Here is a 24,797-nt window from a genome sequence, read left to right as displayed (position 1 = left end):
GAGGATACTTAATTAAAAGACAAAAACGGCAGTACTCTGCGTCTTATGGCTTCTTTTTGGCGTTTTTTATATTCACTATGAGAGGCGAGCCCTTCTCTGGTATTTCTATAACTTTTACGATCCATTAGTTGTATCTCGAATGGAAAAAAGAACGACATTTTCTCACCATTATCGTGTTTTATTTTAATACGATGCCTGCAAGTAATTTGAACCGATTTATAATTAATACCACTAAAAGGATTAGATGCATTTTCGGCCTGATTATTTCGAGAAGACAACTCCGATGATGGCAAGTGAGTTGTTTGCATAGCAATACGTATTTCATCAGTCGACATGCCTTTTGCTAAACATTTATCAATCCAAGCTAAATCAATTAAATTATTTCTTGAGCGTGAAGGCTTTAGATTAGCATAGGTAATAATATGTTTTTGTCGCAAATAAGTGAGTACATCTAAAACATCAGCTTTGTGTTCAGTAATAAAACGTATACCTATCCAATCAAATATATCTGCTGCAACATTTTCAACTTTATGAAGTAATTTTAAAGCCACGGAACGACGAGATTTAGCTTCTCTGAAGTTAAGCGCATCAAGTTTAATATCCCCTAAAAAACAACCGTGTTTATTACGTACAATATGCTTATTAAAACGATTAAATATTTGCTCTCTAATAGGTAAATGATACAAGTCATTTAAGTAAGAATGGCTATGGGATAACGTATGAATAATACGTAAAATGGCAGCACTCCACGGCGCTAAACATCTGTCACCATGACCTGAAGCATTCACCAAATATTGTCTGATGTCTTTCTGCTTTAATAGTACATCAGGAATAACTTCATCCTTTGTTAGTAACTCCTCTTGGATAAGTTTAATCGCCTCTTGACGTAAATCCTCTAATTCATCCACATCGGCCGCATCATCAAGGTCAAAGCCATAACTTTCTATAAAATCATGAGCTTCTTGCAAGCTATGAATATGAATACGTTTTTCATCAATAAAAGATAAACCATTCAAAGCAGCTCTAACAGAGGCACTACGCCAAGGATTTATATGCATTAATCCCCTCTCAAATGACAAAAGTTAAATAAAAATTATTTAAAAAGAATAGTTCAAAACTGAGTAATTAGCTAAGTAACCTAAATCCGAGATAAGCGATTATGCCTAACATTGATATTTAACTACCAGCCATCGTTGCCTAAATGGATGTAGGCAACGATGTTAGGCTTAAAAATAGCTTATTGAGTAACTTTGCATATTTCAGTCTGAGGTTAATTAGGTTTCAATATTTAGAAAGCAAAAAGGTAGCTTTCGCTACCTTTTTTATATGAGTTCAGAGCTGCAATTATCTACCGCCGAACATTCCACCCATACCGCCACCGCCAGGAGGCATCATACCTTTCATGCTACGCATCATTTTTTGCATGCCACCTTTGCCTGACATTTTTTTCATCATTTTTTGCATTTGAGTGAATTGTTTAAGTAATTTATTCACATCTTGTATCTGTGTACCAGAACCTAACGCAATACGACGCTTACGAGAGCCTTTAATAATTTCTGGACGTTGGCGTTCACCTGGTGTCATTGAATTAATCATAGCTTCCATACGAATAGTGATTTTGTCATCCATTTGACCTTTTACTTGCTCAGACATATTACCCATTCCCGGTAATTTATCCATCAAGCCCATCATGCCACCCATATTTTGCATTTGCTTAAGTTGATCGCGAAAGTCTTCTAAATCGAATCCTTTACCCGACTTAACTTTTTTAGCAAGTTTTTCAGCTTGTTTTCTATCAACCTTTTGCTCTACTTCTTCAATCAGTGATAAAACATCGCCCATGCCTAATATACGTGAGGCAATACGGTCAGGATGGAAAGGTTCTAAGGCATCAGTTTTTTCACCAACACCCATAAATTTAATTGGTTTACCGGTAATATGACGAATAGATAAAGCAGCACCACCGCGCGCATCACCATCAGTTTTTGTTAAAATAACACCGGTTAATGGTAAAGCATCACCAAAGGCTTTTGCAGTGTTTGCTGCATCTTGCCCGGTCATAGCATCAACCGTAAATAATGTTTCTACTGGGTTAATAGCTGCATGAAGTGCTTGAATTTCTGCCATCATGCTTTCGTCAACATGTAAGCGACCAGCGGTATCTACAATAACTACATCAAAGAAGTTAAGTTTTGCATGGGCTATTGCTGCATTACCTATATCAATAGGCTTTTGAGAAATATCACTCGGGAAGAATTCTACGTTAATTTCAGTAGCTAAAGTTTCAAGTTGTTTAATAGCAGCAGGACGATAAACATCAGCACTTACTACAAGTACTTTTTTCTTTTCACGCTCTGTTAAAAACTTAGCTAATTTGGCAACAGAAGTTGTTTTACCCGCACCTTGTAAACCAGCCATTAGTACAACCGCAGGAGGAACCGCCTTTAGGTCGAGTCCTTCATTTACTTCACCCATGGCTTGTTCAAGTTCAGATTGAACAATTTTTACAAATACTTGGCCGGGCGTTAGGCTTTTAGATACATCTTGCCCTACAGCTCGTTCTTTTACTTTATTAATAAATTCTTTAATAACAGGAAGTGCAACATCGGCTTCAAGTAATGCCATGCGAACTTCACGCAAGGTATCTTTAATGTTGTCGTCTGTTAAACGACCGCGACCACTGATATTTTTTAGTGATTTAGTTAATCTATCGGAAAGATTTTCAAACATGGAGAGCTCTATATATTACGAATATCACAAATTACTTTGTATTATACCCAAACCACTTCAAGATGCTAGCTTAGGCAATCCTTTACAGAACACAAATCGAGCATTTTTTATGGTCAAGTTACTTACATAAACTCAGTTGAATATTGATATGAAAGGCCACAACACCTTAAAACAAAAAATGAATCATTAAAACTGTAAAATTCTATGTTTTTATTTCAATTATCTTAAATAAAAAAATGCTCATTCAAAACACTTTAGTTCAATTAAAACGAATGAATCCTTCATAAGGAAAAACAAAACAAAAACACAATAAAGCATTGATTTAAATTAACTTTACAAGAAAAAACTCAGATAGAAAATCAAATAATATTTCTTGTAAAATATTTTCATTTAAAACAATCAGACAAAAAGAATAAATCTGTATAGTTAAAATGGATTTAATTTCCCCCCTATTTAATGATTAATTATGGCGTAGCAAAATCAATCTGATAGAATCGAAGCTTCAGGATCTAAAGATCCTATCATCATGTGTATGATCTTATTTAAATTAAAGTTCTATATTAAGTGTGGAGCACTTTGTGAGTTTACCGGACATTCTATCAATAGTGGCATCTATAAGTTATTTATTAGCTGCTTTTATCACGATAACCACCCTCTTTACAGATAAAGGGCCCAATATAATTTTAGTATTGTGCTTAGGCTGTATTGCTATAGTTGCACATTCAGTCAGTACTACTCAGCTGCTTTTTAATAGTGATACCATTAACTTTAGCTTGCCTAACGTTATTTCCTTGGTCAGCCTGATTATTTCGCTTACCGTATCAGCCATAGCAATTAAATTTAAAGTGAACTTGCTATTACCTGTCGTTTATAGCTTTGCCGCTTTTTGGCAGTTTATTTTATTTTTGATCCCCAACAACACTAAAAACCAAATAATTACAGATCAACTGAGTATGGTTAGCCATATCAGTTTTTCATTAATTGCATACTGTATACTTGTTATTGCAACTTTATATGCCTTTCAAGTGTCTTATATAAACTACAAACTTAAACATAAAAACTTACAGGCTGTAAATCACTTACCACCTTTGATGCAAGTTGAAGGTCAGCTGTTTACTTTATTAGCCATGGGAACTTTTTGCTTAAGTTTAAGTTTACTTATAGGCTTTGTTTTCTTAGAAAACTTTCTGTCTGTACAAAATGGGCATAAAATTGTTTTATCTGTAATGGCACTTGCTGTCTATATAACGATTTTATGGGGACATTTCAAACTAGGTTGGCGTGGTCATAAAGTGCTTATTTTAACTAATATAGCGACATTTTTATTAACATTAGCTTATTTTGGTAGCAGATTTGTTAAAGAGTTTATATTACAATAAGCGTATATAACTGCGAGGCGATAAAACAGATACTTTAACAAAAAGTATTAAAGTAAAACCTCGTATTTTTTAATTTTTATAGGATCCACTTTTTGGACAATATCTCAACAGAGGCACTATTTATAACATTAGGTGTCTTAGTTCTTCTCTCTGCATATTTTTCAAGTTCTGAAACAGGCATGATGTCTATTAACAGATATCGATTACGCCATTTAGAAAAGCAAAAACATAAAGGTGCAAAGCGCGTTAGTAAACTATTATCGCGCCCAGATAGATTAATAGGCCTAATCTTAATAGGTAATAACCTTGTTAATATTGCAGCATCTTCTGTTGCAACTATCATAGGTATAAGGCTTTTTCCTGATGATGAAGTTACAGGATTAGCCGTTGCCACATTTTCACTAACACTTATTATTTTAATTTTTGCAGAAGTAACCCCTAAAACTCTTGCTGCTTTATATCCAGAAAAAATAGCATTTCCTAGTTCTATTATTTTAAATATATTACTCAGATTATTATTTCCATTTGTTGTGATGTTAAATCTAATCACTAATGGTCTTTTAAAGTTAATTGGCGTTAGCCATGAAGAACGAGAGCAACACTCGCTAAGTTCTGAAGAATTAAAAACCGTTGTAAATGAAGCCGGAGCAATGCTACCAAAGCGTGACCAAAACATGCTTGTAAGTATTCTAGATTTAGAAAAAGTAACGGTTGAAGACATAATGATCCCGCGAAGTGAATTACAAGGGATCGATATAAATGACGACTGGAAAGTTATCCAAAAACGTTTAACGCAGGCTAATCACACTCGAGTACTCTTGTATCGTGACTCTATTGATGATGTGGTTGGTTACATTCACATGCGTGACGCTCTTAAATTATTATCTAAAAATCAATTTACTAAAGCCACACTTGTAAGAGCCGTAAGGGAGTTATATTTTATCCCAGAAGGAACAACGCTTAATGTACAACTATTAAAGTTTCAGCATGCTAAAGAGCGCTTAGGACTTGTTGTAGATGAATATGGTGATATACAGGGGTTAGTTACTCTTGAAGATATACTTGAAGAAATTGTAGGTGACTTTACAACAACCATGACACCTGCAGCTAGTGAAGAAGTAACTTTACAGCCTGATGGTAGTTATCTTGTAGATGGCAGCGCAAATATAAGAGATATCAATAAAGAAATGTCTTGGAGCTTCGACACAGATGGCCCTAAAACATTAAATGGTTTGATTATTGAACATTTAGAAGATATCCCTCAAGCGAACCTGAGTGTACGTGTTTCAGGTTACCCAATTGAGATTATTGATGTAAGTGAAAACATGATAAAAACTGTCCGTATTTTACCTCAGTTTTACAATATTAAGTCTGAAGAAGAAGAATAGCTCTCTACAGTTATTCTTCAATTAAACACTCAGCTCAAATATAAAAATCCATGAATCATCCAAAGCCTTACTCTTTGTTATGTAATCATTCTGCATAACAAAGATCCTTCTTTGTGTAGTAACTTTAAACTAACTAATCTGAGCTCGGTTTAATGATTCCTCTCTAGCAGTTATTTTTTCTTGCTTCATCGTTAAATTTACTTGTAATAGGCTAGTAATTGACGAGAAATCCCCTTTTAGGCAAGAAGATCTTAAATCCACTCCAAGTTAACTGAAAGCTTCCTTTATTAGCTCAATAGATCCTTAATCTATACTCTAATTTAATGGTATTTATACGGACTTAAATCGGCTCTTTATAAATGTAAACTTTTGTTCTAATTCATCACTTAACATTAGATTTAATCAGCCTTACTTTGATTATATTTGTTTGATTTTTTCTGTAATTTATAAAAATAAATCATTCAAAATAGAATACTTAAGTAATTTATTTTTAAAGAAAAGCTTGTTTATTGTGGATAATACAAGTAATAGAACTTTTTAATAACAGACTTATCCACAGGTTAATTTTACTAAGTGAATTCTCCACAATTTCTGTGGATAACAAATGCTAGCCCAATAGAATCCTGCCTTCAAAATTTGCAAACAATTTTTTCAATTTTATGAAGTTTTTTTTACACTATTTTTTGTTATTTATTTGACACACTTTTATCAATATTTATTGAATAATATTCGGCCAGTAAGTAATTTATGTGCAGAATAAACAAAGCCAATATTTCAACAATATTGGCTTTATATTTAAGGATCTTTTTTACGATCAAACCTCTAGCATTAGTTGATCGTTATCTCACTTTAATTTGGCTGAATTAAGAAAATAATCGTGACCACCAACCTTTACCTAAAGATTCTTCACATTTTTTTAACTGAGCACTGTAACGCCTAGCTCGACTATCAACTTTTTTAGCTACAGCCATTAACCATTTCTTTTTATGATAACTTTTCCGCTTAAAACCACCCCAACCTTCGTGATAATTTAGGTATTGATTGTATGCATCCCATTTAGAGGTTTTGTTTATTTTTTGAGATTTATAAATAAACCACCCCATAAAATCAATCGCATCATCGAAATCATCTCGATCTGCACCGCTGTTATCCGTTTCTCTCATATAATCTTCCCAGGTCATCGTTTTAGCCTGAGAATAACCATAAGCAGAACTTACACGACCAATAGGAATAAAGCCCAAAAAATAGTCCATAGGTGGTGTAGCATCATGTTTAAAAGAGCTTTCTTGATACATCATGCTCATAGGAACATGAATAGGCACACCCCACTTTTCTTTTGCGTCTTTAGCAGCAAAATACCAATCAGTGTTTTGTTCGAAAATACTACAAATATTTTCAGGGTTCTTCGGAGGAAGTGTTGAACAAGAAACTAATAAAAGCGACGACAAAGCGATAAAGACTTTTTTAATAGACAAATGAGTAACCTTTAATAATGATGTTTAGCCTGTCAGATAAACATAAACAATATAATCTCTATATAATTATTATATTATACCCAACAATATATATTTCTTATGATTTTTTAATAGAATCATCAGCTAAAGCGAAACTATAAAATCATGAGTAAAGAATTTAGTATAGATGAAAGCAACATTTTAAACGAGATAATGCAATACCGTCGTGATGTTCGGGGTAATCGTTTTATTAATAAGCCTATAGCTAATGATCTTATTGATAAAATTTTAGTGTCTGCTCTTTCAGCCCCTTCTGTCGGATACTCACAACCTTGGCAGTTTGTTCTCATTGACGATAAACAAGTAAAAAATAAAGTGCTTGAGTCTTTCAATGAAGAAAATCAACGAGCTAAAACACTTTTTTCAGACGAAAAACAAAAATCTTACCAAGCGTTAAAACTTGAAGGCATTATTGAAGCACCTCTTAACATTGCTGTTTTCTATAAACCATCGAAAGAGCCTACCTTAGGTCAAACAAGTATGGCGGAGATGGGAAGGTTCAGTGTGGTTTGTGCTATTCAGAATATGTGGTTAATGGCACGCTCACTCAATATTGGTATGGGTTGGGTAAGTATTGTCGATCCTGAAAAGGTAAAAGTAGCAGTTAATGCGCCTGAAGATAATGAGCTTATTGCTTATTTATGTGTTGGTTATGTTGATAAGTTTTTAGATGAACCCGAATTGAAAACTAAAAATTGGCAGCAACAGAAAAATAAAGAAGAGTTAATATTTAGAAATAGTTTTGAGCAGAATAGTTAGATGATAATTAAAAAACAGAGGTATTAAGCTAGTTTTAATGTAGAGGAAGTTTATACCGTAACTTTCTCGTGTTTGACCTTTTATGCTTTAATTTGCAGATTTGCGCATTTATAAAGAATAAATGCGCAAACTTATTTTCAATGCTATCGATTAAAGTAGTTCGTTAAAAAGTCGTCAAAACTTAACGTATCGCTATCTTCAATGTTCTTTTGATCAGTGTGTGATTGCTTAACACTTTCAACAAAAGTTTCTTCATTGAAGATTTGATAGTCTTGCGCTAATAAATCATCTTTGTACTTCTGAGCCATAGATAAAGCAACTTGCGTTAAACTCTTATTTTGATTAACTAATAAATCTAAAACTTTAGCCGAAGGCGTTAGTTCAGGATCATTAATCTTCGCTAACTCTGCAGCCAAAACTTCTTGATATTTTTCAGTGTTATTCGCTCTATCTAATATCTTAGCAATAGGTAACATTTCTTCAAAAATACTATTACCCCATTGTTTAACAGATTTAGACTCACCTTTGTCATCTAAACGTAATTCAGGATCACGACCTCTAATAACAATTTCATCCATGTTTTTCTCATAGATATTTTGTTCAGCACTGTCAAGAATGCCGTGTTCAGTTAGCGCACAATAGGTTAAGAAAATATCTAAAAAGTATACTTGCTCTAAACTGACGCCCGTATCTACAAATGGGTTAACATCTAAAGCTCTAACTTCAATATATTCTACACCACGACTTTTAAGCGCTTCTGTAGGTTTTTCTCCAGGCTTAGCGACTCTTTTAGGTCGAATAGGTGCGTAAAGTTCATTTTCTATTTGTAAAACATTAGTATTCAGCTGTTGGTATTTACCATCAACTTTAACACCTATTTTTTCAAACTCTTCTGAAGCTAAATTAATTGCATGCTTCACACCTTCAACATAAGTATCTATATGGTTATAGCAAATATGTAATGAAGACTGCTCATGATTGGTATAACCCAAATCACTCATTCTTAAAGACGTTGCATGCTCTAAATACAAATAACCTTTAGGTGATTTTTTAAAAGGTAATTGATGCGGCTTGTTTTGTAAAAACGAACTACAAATACTTGGTGAACTTCCGTATAAATAAGGGATTAACCAACAAAAACGTTTGTAGTTTCTTAATACTGAAAAGTAACGCGCAGAGATAAATTCATCACGTGGTTGTTCATCTTTAAGTGTACTTTGTAACACATCCCAGAAATTTTCAGGAAAAGAGAAGTTAAAATGAATCCCAGAGATAACCTGCATCATGCTACCGTAACGATTTTTCAAACCTTGGCGGTAAACTGTTTTCATTTTGCCTATATTCGACGAACCATATTGAGCTAGTGGAATTTTATCAGCATCATTAACAAAACACGGCATACTCATTGGCCATAAAAGCTCATCGTCAATTTGGCTTAAAGTGAATTTTTGAATGTCTTGCAATTGCGCAATAGTGTCTTCAGGATTTCGGTTTACTGGTGTAATAAACTCTAACAAAGTTTCAGAATAATCAGTGGTAATGTAAGGATTAGTTAGAGCTGAGCCTATATTATAAGCATGGGGAGTTTCAGACAGTTTACCTTCGGCTAATACACGTAAAGCTTCGCGCTCTATGCCTCTACCAAAACCTGTTAAAGAGGAAATGTTTTCTTCTTTATTGAAAACAGAAAGATACTCACTCAAAGATAATTTCAAAATAATTCCTATGCGTTTTACGCAGAAGTTAATCAATCTATTTATGGCTAAATAATGCTATTTCAATCCTATAAGACAATTAAATAGTTAAATAAATTTCAGCTATAACTTAATTAAATGTAATGTACTATGTTATCACTACACTAATAACCTGTTATTTAGGTGCATATATTAACAAGCTATTTTAAAATAGTTAGCTTTAATCATGAATAATTACAATTTACATTTTACATTTGTACGTTATTCACTCAAATCAATAAGGCTAAAGTGATCAATAGCTTAGTTTTATTGGTATAATTTGCAATTTACTGCCTATGCGGTAAAGTCACGTCAAAATCCCCAAGGTATATATAGAATGCAAGACAGCGCACTTAGCTTACTTCCTCCATTAATCGCTATTATGATTGCAGTATGGAAACGAAATGCATTAACCGCTTTATTGTGTGGCTTATTTTTCACCTATTTCTTAGTGAATAACTTCAATCCTATTACTAGTGCAACCGATAGTGCATTAGGCATATTGAATGTATTTAGCTCAACAGGTAATAGTTATATTGTAGCCTTTAGTTTATTAATTGGTGCTTTAGTTACTTTAATGAATCAATCGGGCGCGGTTAACGGATTTATTGAAAGCCTTTCAAAACTGAACTTAGTAAAAACGCAGCGACAAGCGGCTATGTTACCGACGATTATCGGTACTAGTATTTTCACAGATACCAACCTAAGTATGTTTACTGGTGGTATGGCTAGCCAACAACTTTTTGATAAACATAAACTTAGTCGTGCTCGACTTGCCTATATACTCGATTCAACATGTGCTCCTGTAAGTATTCTATTTCTAGTTAATGGTTGGGGAGCTTATGTTTTAGGTTTATTAGATGGTTATGATTTCACTGATCCTGTAGGTATTTTAATTGGTACAATCGGCTATAACTTTTATGCCATTGTTGCGTTAGTACTTGCCTACTACACTGCATTTACAGGTAAAGCATATGGTCCATTAAAGTTAGCTAAACCTGTAGATCCTGCACAAATTAATGAAGATCTCGTTACCCAAAAAGCACCGGCAATTGTGATGTGGTTGCCATTACTACTATTATTAACAACCACATTAGGTTTGTTATGGTTTAGTGGTGATGGCGATATACGCCAAGGTTCAGGCTCATTCTCAGTATTTTGGGCAATTATCACAGCTTTAGCCTGTTTAATCGTATTCATAATCAGCTATAAACTTTTATCTATTAAAGAAATTTTCACAGGAATACTTGCCGGCACTAAAAAAATGTTACCTGCTGTTGGTGTATTAGTTTTGTCTTTTGCTTTTGGTAGCGCGATAAAATTATTAGGTACTGGTCTTTATGTTAGCCAACTAATTAATCACGAATTCCCATTATTTTTAATGGCTCCTATCTTATTTATTGCTGCTGGTGTTATGGCTTTTGCGACTGGAACTTCATGGGGAACTTTTGCTATTTTGATCCCTATTGCAGTACCTATTGCCCAACATAGTGGTTTACCTATTGAGTTCATGGTTGCTGCCGTTTTAGGTGGCGGTGTATTTGGAGATCACGCTTCACCTATATCTGATACAACCATTGTAGCTTCCATAGCGAGTGGCTGTGACCATATTGAGCATGTTAAAACTCAATTACCTTACACACTATTTGGTGGTGCGGTGACTATTGTAGCTTATATATTGATTGGTCTTAGCTACTAATAAAACTGGCGATTATAACGATGAAAACAACATTTGAAATTATTGATGATCAGCCTGACTTTATCATTGTTAATAAGCCTGAAAACACCAACTTTCATGATGAAGGTGACATGGGGGCAGGCTTTTTTAATACAGTAAAAGACCAATTAGCTCAGTCAAATTCAAAAGCTAAAACTAACGAGTTATACCCTGTTCATCGCTTAGACAAAATGACTTCAGGCTTACTCATATTTGCTAAAAATAGTGAAACAGCTACAGCTTTTCAACAACTCTTTGAACAACACAGTATTCAAAAATATTATTTAGCCATAAGTGATAAAAAACCTAAAAAGAAGCAAGGCTTAATTAAAGGCGATATGGCTAAAAGTCGTCGTAGTGCATGGAAGTTACTTCGAACTCAAGCAAACCCAGCTATAAGCCAGTTCATGTCGTACAGTATCGAAAATGGCAAAAGGCTTTATCTAGTAAAACCACATTCAGGGAAAACCCATCAAATTCGTGTTGCCTTAAGCAGTATAGGATCTCCTATTATCGGTGATGCTTTGTATGGAGGAACAATGAATGAAAACTTGCTTCATGACGATGCAAGCATAAAGTCTATAGACCGAGGTTATTTACATGCTTATGCCTTACAATTTACTCTAAACGGTGTAGCTTACCAGTATATTCAAGCACCTGATTCTGGCACGCTTTTTCTCTCAAAGCCTTTGATTCAGCAACTAACGTCGATTGGTGTACCTTGGGATTTATCTTGGCCAAAAGTTTAGTTTATCTAACATTAAACCTTTTAACCTTTAAATAAACCAACCGCAAAGCCTTAGCTCAAACTACCAATATTTGATTGAAAGTATTCCAAAAACATTCTTGTTTTAAACGCAATGCTCCTACTTTGATACAATACAGTGAGCTGTAAAGCGACTGGCTCATTTGATAGTTTTATCCTTTTAACATTCAACAAATGTCCACCAGACTGACATAAATAATCAGGCAGCTTGGCAATTCCTAAGTGCTGTGAAGTTGCTTCTAACCGCATTTGTGGGCTTGATAAAATCACTTTTTCGTTTACAGAAATAAGTTGAATCTTATTATGTTCACGAAATAGCCACTGCTCATTATTGTTTGACGTAATACACTTCTCATTTTGAATATCTTCAGGTGTATGTAAATGATCAGTAGAATAATCAACGCCAGCATAAATGGATTGAGGAAAACTTAATAATTGCTTACCTACCCAGCTTGATGAAGGTAAATCTGTTTCATGCAAGATAAAAATCAAATCATAATAATAGTTTTCTTCAGGTAATTTTGAACTGTAATGGCTACAGTGCACCACAATATCAGGGTATATTTTTGCAAAATCGGTAATAATTTGGCTGATCACTTGGCTAAAAAACTCACTAGGTAGCAAAATATTTAACCGACCTTTAGGTGAAGTATTTAGTTCATGAATATCATTTTCAATGCCACTTAAGGCTTCTAAATGGGGTTTACAAGAACGATACAAAAGTAATCCACTTGCGGTAAGCTCTTGTTTTCTTGTTGTTCTTATAAGTAATTGATAGCCTAACTCACTTTCCAAATTAGCTAACCGACGACTTAATTTAGATTTAGGTACGTCCATCAATTTAGCAGCTTTGGTTAACGAGCCAGCATCAATAATAGTAGAAAAGAAAGTTAGATCGTCTAAGTTAAGCATTACCGTTGTCTCATATATAGAACAATAAATCCTATTAAACCACCTATTCAGTCAAATGAAAACCAAATAGAATAGCCCCGAGTTGATTTAGACCAATTTGAATTAGAAATTGTTCTACTTAGCATTACATACATTTAAAAATTAAAGAGAAATAAATATGAGCAACGTAGCAGTAATTAAAGCTGAAGATTTTGAACAAGAAGTAACGGCACACAAAGGTGCGGTATTAGTAGACTTTTTTGCTGAGTGGTGTGGACCTTGTAAAATGATCGCTCCATTACTTGATCAAGTAGCTTCTGAAAACGATACGCTAAAAATTGTAAAAATTGACGCTGACCACGCACAAGAGTTAATGACTAAGTTTGGTATCCGTGGCATTCCTACATTATTACTTTTTAAAGATGGTGAATTAACGGCAACTAAAGTTGGCGCATTATCTTTAACACAATTAAAAGAATTTGTTGCTTAATTAGCACTTATTCAACCTACTTAGTGTAGGTAAAGATCAGAAAAGCCCGTAATGATATTACATTACGGGCTTTTTTATAAGCTGATATTCTACAAACTTATTACTTAAAGTGAATGTAAAAACACCATAGCGATAGCTGTTGGACATACAACCTTTGTATAAACAGGCCATATTTTCCAGAAGAAACTGTCTTCAACTGATTCGTTACCTGATTTAATTTCTTCAAGTAAAGAATTACGTTGCCATATCCAACCGACAAACACACAACATAACATAGCAACAATTGGCTGACCGTATTTGGTAGACAATGTAATAACTAAACCAAATAGACTTTCGAAGTTAGACATAATAATAACGCTGAATAAGAAAATGCCTATCCCTATAAAGATAGAGGCTTTTTTACGTTCCATATTATGTCGCTCTACCGCATAAGAAACAGGACCTTCAAGCATTGAAATTGATGATGTTAGCGCTGCAATCGTCATTAAAGCGAAAAAACCAATAGCAACAAATAAGCCAACGCCACCCATGCTTTCAAATAAGCTAGGTAAAACAGTGAATACTAAAGTATCTTCGGATAACAAACTGCCGTCAGCAGCGAATATTTCAACGCCTTGCGCTTGAGCAACATACATAGCAGGAATAATTAATAACCCCGCTAAAAATGCGATTGAAACGTCAATAAGCGTAACTTGTGCACCTAAGCTGACCATATTCTCTGATTTAGAGATATAAGAGCCGTAGATGATCATTACACTCGTACCTAAAGACAAAGAGAAAAAGGCTTGCCCCAATGCACTTAATACTAAATCTGGTTCGAAGATTCGAGAAAAATCAGGATTAAGGTAAGCTTCTAAACCTTCACTAGCACCATCTAGAGTTAATACATAACCAATCAAAATCAGTAATAGCGTTAGCATTAATGGCATTAAGCGCTTAGACCATTTTTCAATCCCTTCTTCAACACCTCGAGAAATAATAAAAATAGTTAAACTAACAAACAAAGCAGTGAAGATTAAATTGCGTTCGAAAGAAAAAGCGACAAGCCAGTCAGCAACATCAGTACTTCCCACCAACTTAGCAACGGGTTCTGCGGTATGAGCAATCATCCAGCCAGCAACAATACCGTAAAAACTTAAAATAAGGCCAGCACAAATAACACCACCAAAGCCAACCACAAAAGCAAAGCGCTTTTGAAAAATGTTTTTCGACATTTTTTGTAATGCCGTAACTGCGTTCGCTTGCCCATATCGACCAATAAGTATTTCAGCCATAAAAGCAGGATAAGCTAAACAAAAAGCGAGTACTAAATACATAAGTACAAAAGCTGCGCCACCATTACTTGCTGTTTGGGTTGGAAACCCCCAAATATTCCCTAAACCAACTGCAGATCCTGCAGCCGCCATAATAAAACCCAGTCGCGAACTAAATCCGCCTCTACTTCCTGCCATGAATGTTGATCTTTTTTTATTAGGATTATGAAGAAGTAATTTACTTAATGTATTCACAAAACAACAGCAATAATTTAATAAACCCGTGTTTTGATTGAATATCAGTCAATTTTCAGTGTAAACATTTACATACGAGTAGGTTGACAGATAAACACATCGAAATAACTAAGATTAAATTCAAGACATAAAAAAACCTTTTCATCTCTTTTTTAAATAAAAATGAAAAGGTTTATATCAATTAACTCAAAGAGTGTTTATTTCAAAACGATGTAAACTAATCTCTAAAGTTATTAAATTGGAATGTTTGATCTAAGTCAGCTTCACGGATAAGTTGCATTACAGCTTGCAAATCATCACGTTTCTTACCTGTTACACGCACTTGCTCGCCTTGAATAGCGGCTTGTACTTTTAATTTGCTGTCTTTAATTAACTTAACAACCTTTTTAGCCATAGGTTGTTCAATACCTTCTTGGAAAGAAAGAGTTTGGTTAACAGTTTTACCCGAGAATTCAGCTTTAGAAACTGATAATGCTTTTGCATCAATATTACGTTTCGAAAGTTGAGATCTAAACATAGTAACTAACTGCTGTAATTGCATTTCTGCTTCAGCTTTAATAATAACTGTTGGCTTTTTCCATTCAATACTTGCGTCAATACCTCTAAAATCAAATCGAGTTTCCAATTCTTTTTTAGTGTTATTCGTGGCGTTAAGTACTTCTTCCATATTAATTTCAGAAACAATATCCATTGATGGCATAGTTTTTCTCTTTTTTAACAAATTACGATATGTAAATAATAACAGCCTCATACCTGATAACCAATAGGATCTGTTCAACTTTCGAGATTACTTTCACGGTAATATGTTCAGCATTTCAACAAGGTAAACAACAGCCAGTCTATCCAAAGCGAATTATGTTAAACACCTACTCCCCTTTGAATTCAGTTTAAGTTTCTTCCTCAAAGATCAACATAGACCATATTAGGATGATAAAATTGAGACGATAAAGGCTGCTAATTTTGATGAAACATATTAATTACCTTATGGATTGGGGCTAACCGATTGAATGGTTTCTTCGTGCTAAAACATCATGTTAATATAATGACTCTAGCTCATTATTAATGATACCTTTTATGATACTTCGCCATTACTTATTTAGTTTACTTGTTATAGTAATTTCTGTGATGGCGTTAGTCTGGCTTTACAGTACAAATGAATTAACACTTCAATTACCTAAATTAGATTCCATTGGCCACTTTCTTGGCTTTTTCTTTTTAACTTGGCTACTAAGCGCTCTGTTGAAGCAACCTTTGTTTAACTTAGCTATGTGTTTAACTTTTTATGCAGCTCTTACTGAAGTTGGTCAACATTATCTAGGCTTTAGAAATGGCGAATTTAGAGATTTTGTTGCTGATATTTTAGGTATTGCCCTATTTGTAACAGTTAAATATGTGTGGATAAAGTTTAGTGAAAGTAAGCAGTAACAAGATGAATAAACAGAAAGCTAATATACTTATTGTAGGCTCAGGTGCAATAGGTCTATTGTGGTATAGCCATTTTGCATTAAACAGTAAACACTCGATTAACTGTTATCTTTATCAATCGACTAAACGTAAAACCTTACCAAATGAGATCAAATTCACAGATATTAATGACGCTACACATGTAATCCCTAGCAACATTACTACACAGCCGAAAAGTCCAATTGATATTGTTCTTGTTTGTGTAAAAAGTTATCAACTCAATCAAGCCATTGCTGACATTCAAAGTATTATCACCCCTAATACACTTGTTATAACAACCCATAATGGTTTAGGTGCGCTAAATACACAATCAAACCAATATTTAAAAAATAATACAGTACTTGATATGCTCACTACCCATGGTTGTTTGAAAATAGCTAATGATGAAATAAAACATACTGGTGTTGGAATATCTCATTTGGGTGTGAAGTTTGACCCGACTGAAAAGTATATAGAGTCAAATAAGCAAAAAGCCATAATTGATTTATTAGATACCGCATTACCTGCAGTTGCTTGGTGCAATGATATTTTATCAAAACAATGGTTAAAGCTAGCAATTAACTGCGTGATAAATCCATTAACTGCTGTGTTTGATATTAAAAATGGCGAAGTGGCTAACCCAGAGTTTACTTCTATTATTGAGCAAGTGATTGATGAAATAGTCGCGATTGGTAATACAAAAGATATTAGTTTAAATAAAGTACAATTGCTTGAAACCGTATTATTAGTAGCAAAAAATACAGCTCAAAATAGTTCATCAATGCGATGTGATGTACAGCTAAATAGAGAAACAGAGATAGAATATATTAATGGCTATATTCATAAACTAGGGCAAGAACTGAATATTCCTACCCCGAAAAATACTGAGCTATATCAAAAGGTTTTAGCACTAAGTCTTTAATGCCTGAGCCTCTATAGTTTGTTATAGCTCGTTATTATAATGTTTACTTAGATAAATTTATGGACGATAAACTTTAACGTTAGTATAACCATTATCTAATAGGTACAAGGCTTGTAACTTACTCATCACACCTTGATCACAATAAAGGAAATATTCTTTATCTTTAGGCAACTCATCAAACTTTGTCGCCAGTTTATAGAAAGGAATATGAATCACTTCAACCTTGTCTAATGACAGTGGATTGTTATCTTCTTCGTCAGGACTTCTGATATCAAGAACAATGGCAGTATCATCAAGTTGATCTACCATTTCTACCGCTTTAATTTCGGCTTCAGCTTCTGTCGCAATATCACGAATATCATATAAACGAGTATTTTTAACTACGTTGTCTAAAATATCAAAGTCAAAATTACCTTCTTCTTCTTCAATTTTAGATAATACCGCTTTCACTGTTGGTTTATTTGAAATCACACCACAGTATTCAGGGATAGTTTTAGAGAAGTCTTCAGTACCAATTTGGCGAGCGATATCAATAATATCTTGTTTATCGTAAGCCGTTAAAGGTCTTAAAATTAGAGTTTCTGTAACACGATCAATTACGTTTAAGTTAGTCAATGTTTGGCTAGATACTTGACCTAACGCTTCACCTGTAACCAATGCTTGTATTTTAGCGCGTGCTGCAATTTTTTCTGCTGCGCGCATCATCATACGTTTTAGAATAACGCCCATTTGACCATTTTCTACTTTCTCTAAAATTTCAGCTACAACAGGCTCAAAATCAATAACGAAAAACTTAACTTTATGTGAAGCACCAAACTTGTTCCATAAATAATAACTTACTTGTTTAACACCAATCTCGTGTGCTGAACCACCTAAGTTAAAGAAACAATAATGAGTGCGAGCACCTTTTTTGATCATTTGGTAACTTGCAACAGCAGAGTCAAAACCACCAGACATTAACGATAATACATCTTCTTGAGTTGCTATTGGGAAGCCGCCTAAACCTTTATGACGTTCTGTAACAATAAAGAGTTTTTCATTTTTTATTTCTAAATGAATGGTGATATCAGGTTTACTTAATTTAACTTTTGCCGATTCAACCGCTTGGTTTAAGCCACCGCCAACATATTGCTCAACTTGAATAGATTTAAAGTCGTGCGTACCTGTACGTTTTACACGAACACAAAAGGTTTTGTTTTCAATACTTTTAGCGTGTAAAGCAACTGTTTTCTCGTAGATGCTATGTACATCGGTAAAGTCAGTTTGTACAACTTCTAAAAACATTGGAATACCAGGAACACATTTCAAAGTAGAAATCACTTTCTCACGATTCTCTGGGGTATCGTTTGGTGAATTCACTTCAATATTATCCCAAGTCATACGAACATGAACTTGTGGGTCTACACGACGTAGTACAGTTTTGAGGTTAGATTCTAATATTTTAGTAAAACGTTTGCGAACAGGCCTACTTTTAATGGTGATTTCAGACTGTAACTTTACAATAAACTTCATGGACTCTACTACCTAAAAATGTACTTGTACCAACTCCAGTAACTTAACTATCTATATAAATCAATTACAAGCTAGCTAGATAAACGCCCTGTATTTGGCAATTTATCCGTTAAATAAAATAAGTTAAATTTTTAATGGAATGGGTATCAAAAAATAATGGCGCGAATTATACACGATATCGAAGGCAATTGAATTAATGAATTGTCACTTAAAAAAGAATTGTAAAGCGCACATAACCACTATAAGTAAATAGTTAACATGCGCATAAATATAATCAATTGAAATATTGATAAAATTAATCAGTTTCGTTCAATGCGGCAAGTACATAAACTAAAGGAGCATTCCAATTTATTGTAACTTCATTTGTTGAAAAGCTACACCAATCATCCAAATAAGATTTCACTGCCTCTAAAAATACATAATTACATTTATCTTGTCGCCCAGCATGAGGGCCACCAACTAACATACCAGGAACGGGTTCTATATTATTATCGCTCTCACTCACTCGATGATGAGGATTCATTGGTGTTTTATCCCCAAAGCCTGTTACAAATGAATAATCAGTTGGATTACGTCCCAAAATATAGTCAAGAATATTTATTGCCCCATCACGATATTTACTTTCGTCAGTTAATTGGTTTGCTTGCATCAAAATTAAGGCTTTATTTAATGCAGCAGCATTACTTCCCCAAACAAAATCTGAGGTCACAAGCGAAACCCGGTAGCTGTTATCTTTATATTGTTCAACCAAATTATCAGCTAACGATAACTGATCAGTCTTCAGTGATTGGAATTCAATAGGATCAATAATGTCTTCACCTTTCATTAGCAAAGTGCTTAGTGCTAAATACGATACACTTGCCCATGAAGGAACTGATTGTCCATTTCTATACTTTTGAAATTGCTTAAGGTATTCAACGTCCTTAGTAGTTATAAATAACTCTGCGGCTGCCCAAGCGAACTCATCGTTAAGTACTATGTCACCATACTCACCACTACTCACATCTTCAGGTTGTTGATAATATTCATTTGGATTTTCAACAGCCCAATTCCAAGCCGCCTTAGCTGACGTTAACCAAGCTTCGCGCTTATTAGGTAATGAGCTTTCAAAAGGCTCATATACACGGCTTGCCATTGCGAGTACAGCAGCTAAATTCAAAGATGCTGCTGTAGTTTTACCTATAACGTAACGATCTCTTTGGTCCTCATCGGGCATCTCTAATCCAGGCCAGTTTAAGGTTGTCAGTTTGTGATACACACCTCCATCCAAATCCTGCATAGTTTCTAACCATTCAAGATTCCATAACGTTTCATTAAGGATGTCAGGAATTGCATCATTTGATTCAGGAATAGTAATGTTACGATCTTGGTAAAAGGTTGGAAAATGCTCATACGCGGCTAATAAGGTATAGGTAGAGATCCCTGAATTAACTACATATTTCCCGTAGTCGCCAGCATCATACCAACCTTTAGGTGAAGAGATCACCGTTAAAGGCGGACGTTGCTCAGTTGCTGCAGAAGCATGAACTTTGACTTGTTGATCTAAATGCCCTGCAGCCCTTATCCATTGTTCTCCATATGGTTCGATAATTTCTTGGCTAGCACGATTAAAATAATAAAACTTAAGTGCCGCATCATGCAATGAAGAATAAACATGGTTATTAATTTCAAATGTACTTGAGTCATTAACACCTGAAACTCTAATAAAATAAGTTCCTTGTGTATTAAATCCTGAAAAGTCAGCTTGTTTTGTTTTTGCTTCTCCAGCTAATTCCCAAGAAGAGGCCCCTGAAAGATTACCTTCAAAGACGACGCTATCTGTTTCGCTAGAAACGAGTTCAAATGTAGTACTCTCAACATTAGGTATAATAGCGACCTTATCTGCATTAGGTAAAAAGCCAAGTTGATTAAGCTTAATGTTTACATTACTCAACTCTTGTTGCTCTTCAGGAGTAACCGTTGATACTGGATCCTGAGTTGTTATTGGTTCTGATTTATCATTACTTGAACTTCCACAAGCACTCAATAAAAGTACACCTGATAAAATAGTTATACAATTCGTTAAATTCATTGTTATCTCTTCTTTATAATTATTATTTAGATTTGTTAATGTGTCTGTCTAGTTTGTACACTTAATATCAGCTGTGCCTGCTTGATTGGGTACATATTCAACGTTAGCAACTCGTACTTTCGCTACATCTTTGCTTGCTAGAATAAAGGGGGCACTTGAGCGCTCAAACTCAACACCAGCATTAGCGAAACAAAGTAAATCTATAGAGACTTTATTCCAAGAGTGTAATTTGAACTTATTCACCAAAGGTGAAATATCAAACGCTCCACAAGCTCCAATACTGCACCCCATTTTCACTAATAATGGTCCTTGAGGATAATCTTCAACACGAATATCAAAAGCCAAACGACTGTTATTAAATAGATAGTTAGATAGGTCTTCTCTAAACCAATTCGATGTTATGTATACAGCAACATCATTTGTACCATCCCAAGTAAACTCTTTAGCATCACCTTGAATATCTTTATCAGCTTCAATCATGCTAAAGCCATCTACTTTTCCTATTGGTGTATGGATGTCTTTTTGTAAATTCTTAGTACGTAGCTGGTAATTCCAATTTTCATTCGTTCGACCTTTCATTACCATATATGGAATGTCTTTCAGCACTTCCATTTTAAAGTCACTTTCAGTACTTAGCTCCCCAACCATCACTTTATCTTTATAAGTTAAACCATAGCCATAAGGGAAAAGAGGATCATAATTTGTGTCACCTCTATTTAGTACAACTTGAGATGATAATTTAGGCCATGAAAACGATAATTTCCCTTTAAAATCATGTTTTATATTACCTTTGTTATTTTTGAAAATAACATCAGCGATACCAATACCTTCGCTGCCAGGTAACCAAGCCGCGATAAACGCGGTAGAAGCATTAATTTCACGATTCACCCACAGTGGCCTTCCAGACAGAAATACACTAACAACTTTAATACCTTGTGCTTGTAATGATTCGATCAGTTTTGCATCTCGATGTGACTGTTGCTGATAAATGATCGATTTAATATCGCCGATCCATTCTGCATAAGGATTCTCACCAAAAACAACAATGGCAACATCGGGTTTCACTTTAAAACTACCATTAGGACTTAATGTAGATTTACCACCGCCAGCTTCTACAGCCAACTTGATCCCATCATAAATTGAAGTACCACCTGGAAAGTCTGATTTTTGGTTACCTTCACCTGTCCAGTTAATTGTCCAACCACCAGTTTGCTTACTCATGTTTTCAGCGCCATCACCAGCAACTAAAACATTCAAGTTAGTATTTAGTGGTAAAATATTATGATTATTTTTAAGTAAAACCAGAGATTCTCTAACTGCTTGTCGTGCTATATCCTTGTGAGCAGGAGCACCTAACAATTCATTTTTGTTGGCGTACTTTCTTTTAGAAGGTAATCCTTTTTCAAATAAACCTGAACGGATTTTCACGCGCAAAATTCTACGTACAGCTTCATCAATACGTGATAATGAGACTTCACCTGTTTTAACCTGTTTAATTGTGTTTTCTATGAAGTTTTTCCATTCTTCAACCACCATAAACATATCTAATCCAGCATCAATAGCTTGTGGGCAGCTGTCGTTGGTACAACCTGGAATTTTACTATGAGAATTCCAGTCACCAACAATAAACCCATCAAAACCTAACTTACCTTTTAGTACATCGGTTAAAAGATATTTACTGCCATGTAAACGTTCTCCATGCCACATATTGTGTGAAGCCATAATGCTTTGTACTCCAGCTTTAAGCGCAGGAAAATATGCGGCTGCATGATGATCAATTAAGTCTCGTTCTGCATCAAGGTTATCGCCTTGATCAATCCCATTCAGCGTTCCACCATCTCCAACCCAATGCTTTGCAGTTGAGTAAATATGATCTTCATTTAGAAATTCATTAGTTGATGCTTTACCCTGTAAACCTTCAATCATTTCTTTAGCATACAAAGCAACAATTTCAGGATCTTCTGAATAACTTTCATAAGTTCTTCCCCATCTATCATCACGTGCTACAGCTAGAGTTGGAGCGAATGTCCAATCTATCCCGGCGAGTAGGACTTCTTTTGCGGTAGCTTCACCTATTTGATGAATTAATTTGGGGTTATTAGCTGCACCTAAACCAATATTATGTGGATATAACGTAGCACCAATAAACTTATTATTCCCATGAACTGCATCAATACCATAAGTCATTGGAATAGGCAGTCCCCCCTCTGATGTGTCCATTGAAGCAAGATATAATTCATCCATAAATGTAACCCAATCATTTACAGTTGCATTACGGTTACCATTTAAAAAAGACCCTCCACCATTTAATACAGAACCTAAATGATATTTTTTAACATCTTCAGGTGTTACCCAAGTTATTTCAGCTTGAACCATTTGCCCTACTTTTTGCTCGAGGGACATTTGATTTAATAAGTTAGTGATTTTTCTTTCTATTGCAGGGTCTTTAGCCAAAGGAGACTTTATTTCTGGCCATAAAGATAAGTCAGCCGCAAATGCTGATGCGCATATATAAAAATTGACAATAATTGTTAATATTGAAAAGTGCCTAGTTAATTTCATCATTTAACCTAAAATATAAAAATAGATAAGGCATTCTTCTCTATCAAAAGAAAAAAATCGTTCAAATATAAGTTAGAAACGTACAAATACACGTAAACGAGTATATTTGAACGTAAAATACTAAAACTTATTAAGGCATTTCATTATGATATGACGTAACAAAATCACCTCATTGATAAACCTAAAATAAAAATACAATTAATAAGGTAAAGTAATTTAATGAAATCGGTTCTATTTAATACCCATGATCTAGTACTAATATTTACTATTTATATTTGTCTACTCTTCGCTCTTTTCCTCGTGACTTTAAAAAAAGGTAAAAAGCTCAGTCGTTATTTACTCGCCGGCTTTTTAATAACTCAAGCAGCTATACCTCTTGATAACTTAATTAATTTTGGCGAAGCCTTTAAAGCTTTTGCGTTGAATATATCACCAAATCTTTTCTATTCGTTTGGTTTGGCCTATTGGATAGAAGCCCCTTTATTATTACTTTATATTCGCTCTTTAGTTTACAAAAACTATAAGCTAACGATAAAAGAAGCTCTGTATTTTATTCCTTTTATTTTATTTGCGATTTATTTTACTAACGATTGGCTAATGTTAGACAATGAAATAAAAATGTCTGCATTACAAAACAATAATATTGAACAAGCACAAATACTTGACCGAGTTATTCATCTGATACGTGAATGCTTGCGTTTTATATTTGGTATTTTTTGTTTAATTGAATTACACAAATATCATAAACAAATCAAAAATCAGGTTGCTGATATTGAAGATGTAGATCTGACTTGGTTAAAGATATTAGTACTTGGCTTTTTAGTAATACGTATAAATGCGATATTTGTAGCTTTGGCGATAATTTTCTCATATGAAATGGGAATTATCGTTGACCATGAAACTCTTGGATTAACCTCTAACTACGTGGTTATGTTTTTGATCACAGGTCTCATTTTCTTTAGTGCTGGCTATTCAACAATATTTAAAGGGATTGATAAAAAGCTCGTTAATGATGAGTCAGATGAAGTAGTTAATACCTTTAACCCCGAAGAAATATCGCAAATAGAAGAGTACATGCGAGTGAAGAAACCTTATTTAAACCATTTACTCACATTAGAAAACTTAGCTAACCAGTTGGTGATTTCACCTCGACATTTATCCTCAATAATTAATCGGCATTTTGAGAAAAACTTTTTTGAATATATCAATTATTTTCGTATTGAAGAAAGTAAAGCGTTATTGGTAACAGACAAGTACCGTAAAACAACCATGTTAGATATTATGGATATGGCAGGCTTTAACAGTAAAGCGACATTTAACACTTTCTTTAAAAAATTAGTGGGTGTAACACCCACTCAGTACAGAAAAGATTTTTGGGAAAAATACAATAACGATAAATAACCCTAAAAACA

General features: G+C 34.3%; 19 protein-coding genes. 9 read left to right on the top strand and 10 right to left on the bottom strand.

What is annotated here, in order from left to right; all coding sequences use genetic code 11:
* Positions 1-8 precede the first annotated feature (8 nt).
* Positions 9-1,058, bottom strand: coding sequence for a TIGR04552 family protein (locus Q5N69_RS11440; protein ID WP_304369055.1), 1,050 nt, complete (start codon positions 1,056-1,058; stop codon positions 9-11).
* Between the two features lie 286 nt (positions 1,059-1,344).
* Positions 1,345-2,730: a signal recognition particle protein gene (gene ffh / locus Q5N69_RS11435; protein WP_304369054.1), complete on the bottom strand. Its 1,386-nt coding sequence runs from the start codon at positions 2,728-2,730 to the stop codon at positions 1,345-1,347.
* 578 nt (positions 2,731-3,308) lie between these two features.
* Here ffh and Q5N69_RS11430 point away from each other — a divergent pair.
* Together Q5N69_RS11430 and Q5N69_RS11425 are read left to right on the top strand one after the other, a co-directional pair.
* Positions 3,309-4,109 carry an inner membrane protein YpjD gene (locus Q5N69_RS11430; RefSeq protein ID WP_304369053.1) on the top strand — a complete coding sequence of 267 codons (801 nt, stop codon included), beginning with the start codon at positions 3,309-3,311 and terminating at the stop codon, positions 4,107-4,109.
* A gap of 92 nt (positions 4,110-4,201) precedes the next feature.
* A complete protein-coding gene (locus Q5N69_RS11425) occupies positions 4,202-5,497 on the top strand; it encodes an HlyC/CorC family transporter (RefSeq protein ID WP_304369052.1) in 1,296 nt (431 codons plus the stop codon).
* 863 nt (positions 5,498-6,360) lie between these two features.
* Here the strand turns inward: Q5N69_RS11425 and Q5N69_RS11420 are convergent.
* Positions 6,361-6,966, bottom strand: coding sequence for a hypothetical protein (locus tag Q5N69_RS11420; protein WP_304369079.1), 606 nt, complete (start codon positions 6,964-6,966; stop codon positions 6,361-6,363).
* Between the two features lie 150 nt (positions 6,967-7,116).
* On the opposite strand from Q5N69_RS11420, the gene bluB reads away from it, so the two are divergent.
* A complete protein-coding gene (bluB, locus tag Q5N69_RS11415) occupies positions 7,117-7,770 on the top strand; it encodes a 5,6-dimethylbenzimidazole synthase (RefSeq protein WP_304369051.1) in 654 nt (217 codons plus the stop codon).
* A 143-nt stretch (positions 7,771-7,913) separates the two neighbouring features.
* On the opposite strand, the gene gshA is transcribed toward bluB, so the two are convergent.
* Complete coding sequence (gshA, locus tag Q5N69_RS11410) at positions 7,914-9,485, bottom strand: glutamate--cysteine ligase (RefSeq protein ID WP_304369050.1); 1,572 nt, start codon at positions 9,483-9,485, stop codon at positions 7,914-7,916.
* 355 nt (positions 9,486-9,840) lie between these two features.
* On the opposite strand from gshA, the gene Q5N69_RS11405 reads away from it, so the two are divergent.
* A complete protein-coding gene (locus tag Q5N69_RS11405) occupies positions 9,841-11,202 on the top strand; it encodes a Na+/H+ antiporter NhaC family protein (protein WP_304369049.1) in 1,362 nt (453 codons plus the stop codon).
* Between the two features lie 20 nt (positions 11,203-11,222).
* Positions 11,223-11,969, top strand: coding sequence for a TIGR01621 family pseudouridine synthase (locus Q5N69_RS11400; protein ID WP_304369048.1), 747 nt, complete (start codon positions 11,223-11,225; stop codon positions 11,967-11,969).
* A gap of 50 nt (positions 11,970-12,019) precedes the next feature.
* Here Q5N69_RS11400 and Q5N69_RS11395 read toward each other — a convergent pair whose 3' ends face one another.
* Positions 12,020-12,898: a LysR family transcriptional regulator gene (locus Q5N69_RS11395; protein WP_304369047.1), complete on the bottom strand. Its 879-nt coding sequence runs from the start codon at positions 12,896-12,898 to the stop codon at positions 12,020-12,022.
* 157 nt (positions 12,899-13,055) lie between these two features.
* On the opposite strand from Q5N69_RS11395, the gene trxA reads away from it, so the two are divergent.
* On the top strand, positions 13,056-13,367 hold the full coding sequence (gene trxA / locus Q5N69_RS11390) for a thioredoxin (protein WP_304369045.1): 312 nt from the start codon (positions 13,056-13,058) through the stop codon (positions 13,365-13,367).
* A 104-nt stretch (positions 13,368-13,471) separates the two neighbouring features.
* Here trxA and Q5N69_RS11385 read toward each other — a convergent pair whose 3' ends face one another.
* Positions 13,472-14,818 carry a sodium-dependent transporter gene (locus Q5N69_RS11385; RefSeq protein WP_304369044.1) on the bottom strand — a complete coding sequence of 449 codons (1,347 nt, stop codon included), beginning with the start codon at positions 14,816-14,818 and terminating at the stop codon, positions 13,472-13,474.
* Between the two features lie 274 nt (positions 14,819-15,092).
* Positions 15,093-15,575, bottom strand: coding sequence for a YajQ family cyclic di-GMP-binding protein (locus Q5N69_RS11380; RefSeq protein WP_304369043.1), 483 nt, complete (start codon positions 15,573-15,575; stop codon positions 15,093-15,095).
* A gap of 425 nt (positions 15,576-16,000) precedes the next feature.
* On the opposite strand from Q5N69_RS11380, the gene Q5N69_RS11375 reads away from it, so the two are divergent.
* Entirely contained in the window at positions 16,001-16,300 is a 300-nt protein-coding gene (locus Q5N69_RS11375; RefSeq protein ID WP_304369042.1) for a VanZ family protein, read from the top strand.
* 4 nt (positions 16,301-16,304) lie between these two features.
* The gene (locus Q5N69_RS11370) at positions 16,305-17,240 is read left to right on the top strand and encodes a ketopantoate reductase family protein (protein ID WP_304369041.1); all 936 of its coding nucleotides are present in this window, start codon (positions 16,305-16,307) and stop codon (positions 17,238-17,240) included.
* A gap of 57 nt (positions 17,241-17,297) precedes the next feature.
* Here the strand turns inward: Q5N69_RS11370 and thiI are convergent, their stop codons facing one another.
* The 3 genes from thiI to Q5N69_RS11355 all read right to left on the bottom strand — a co-directional run bounded on the left by thiI (position 17,298) and on the right by Q5N69_RS11355 (position 23,385).
* Positions 17,298-18,752 carry a tRNA uracil 4-sulfurtransferase ThiI gene (gene thiI, locus Q5N69_RS11365; protein ID WP_304369040.1) on the bottom strand — a complete coding sequence of 485 codons (1,455 nt, stop codon included), beginning with the start codon at positions 18,750-18,752 and terminating at the stop codon, positions 17,298-17,300.
* A 295-nt stretch (positions 18,753-19,047) separates the two neighbouring features.
* Positions 19,048-20,823 carry a glycoside hydrolase family 9 protein gene (locus tag Q5N69_RS11360; protein ID WP_304369039.1) on the bottom strand — a complete coding sequence of 592 codons (1,776 nt, stop codon included), beginning with the start codon at positions 20,821-20,823 and terminating at the stop codon, positions 19,048-19,050.
* A 48-nt stretch (positions 20,824-20,871) separates the two neighbouring features.
* The gene (locus Q5N69_RS11355; RefSeq protein ID WP_304369038.1) at positions 20,872-23,385 is read right to left on the bottom strand and encodes a glycoside hydrolase family 3 protein; all 2,514 of its coding nucleotides are present in this window, start codon (positions 23,383-23,385) and stop codon (positions 20,872-20,874) included.
* Between the two features lie 219 nt (positions 23,386-23,604).
* Here Q5N69_RS11355 and Q5N69_RS11350 point away from each other — a divergent pair, with 219 nt between their 5' ends.
* Positions 23,605-24,786: an AraC family transcriptional regulator gene (locus tag Q5N69_RS11350; RefSeq protein ID WP_304369037.1), complete on the top strand. Its 1,182-nt coding sequence runs from the start codon at positions 23,605-23,607 to the stop codon at positions 24,784-24,786.
* The last annotated feature ends 11 nt before the right edge of the window (positions 24,787-24,797 follow it).

The sequence above is a fragment of the Pseudocolwellia sp. AS88 genome, from assembly GCF_030551755.1.
In the GTDB taxonomy this organism is placed as follows: domain Bacteria; phylum Pseudomonadota; class Gammaproteobacteria; order Enterobacterales; family Alteromonadaceae; genus Pseudocolwellia.
Note: the sequence above shows the minus strand (reverse complement) of the source record. Positions and strands in the feature narration are given on the sequence as shown.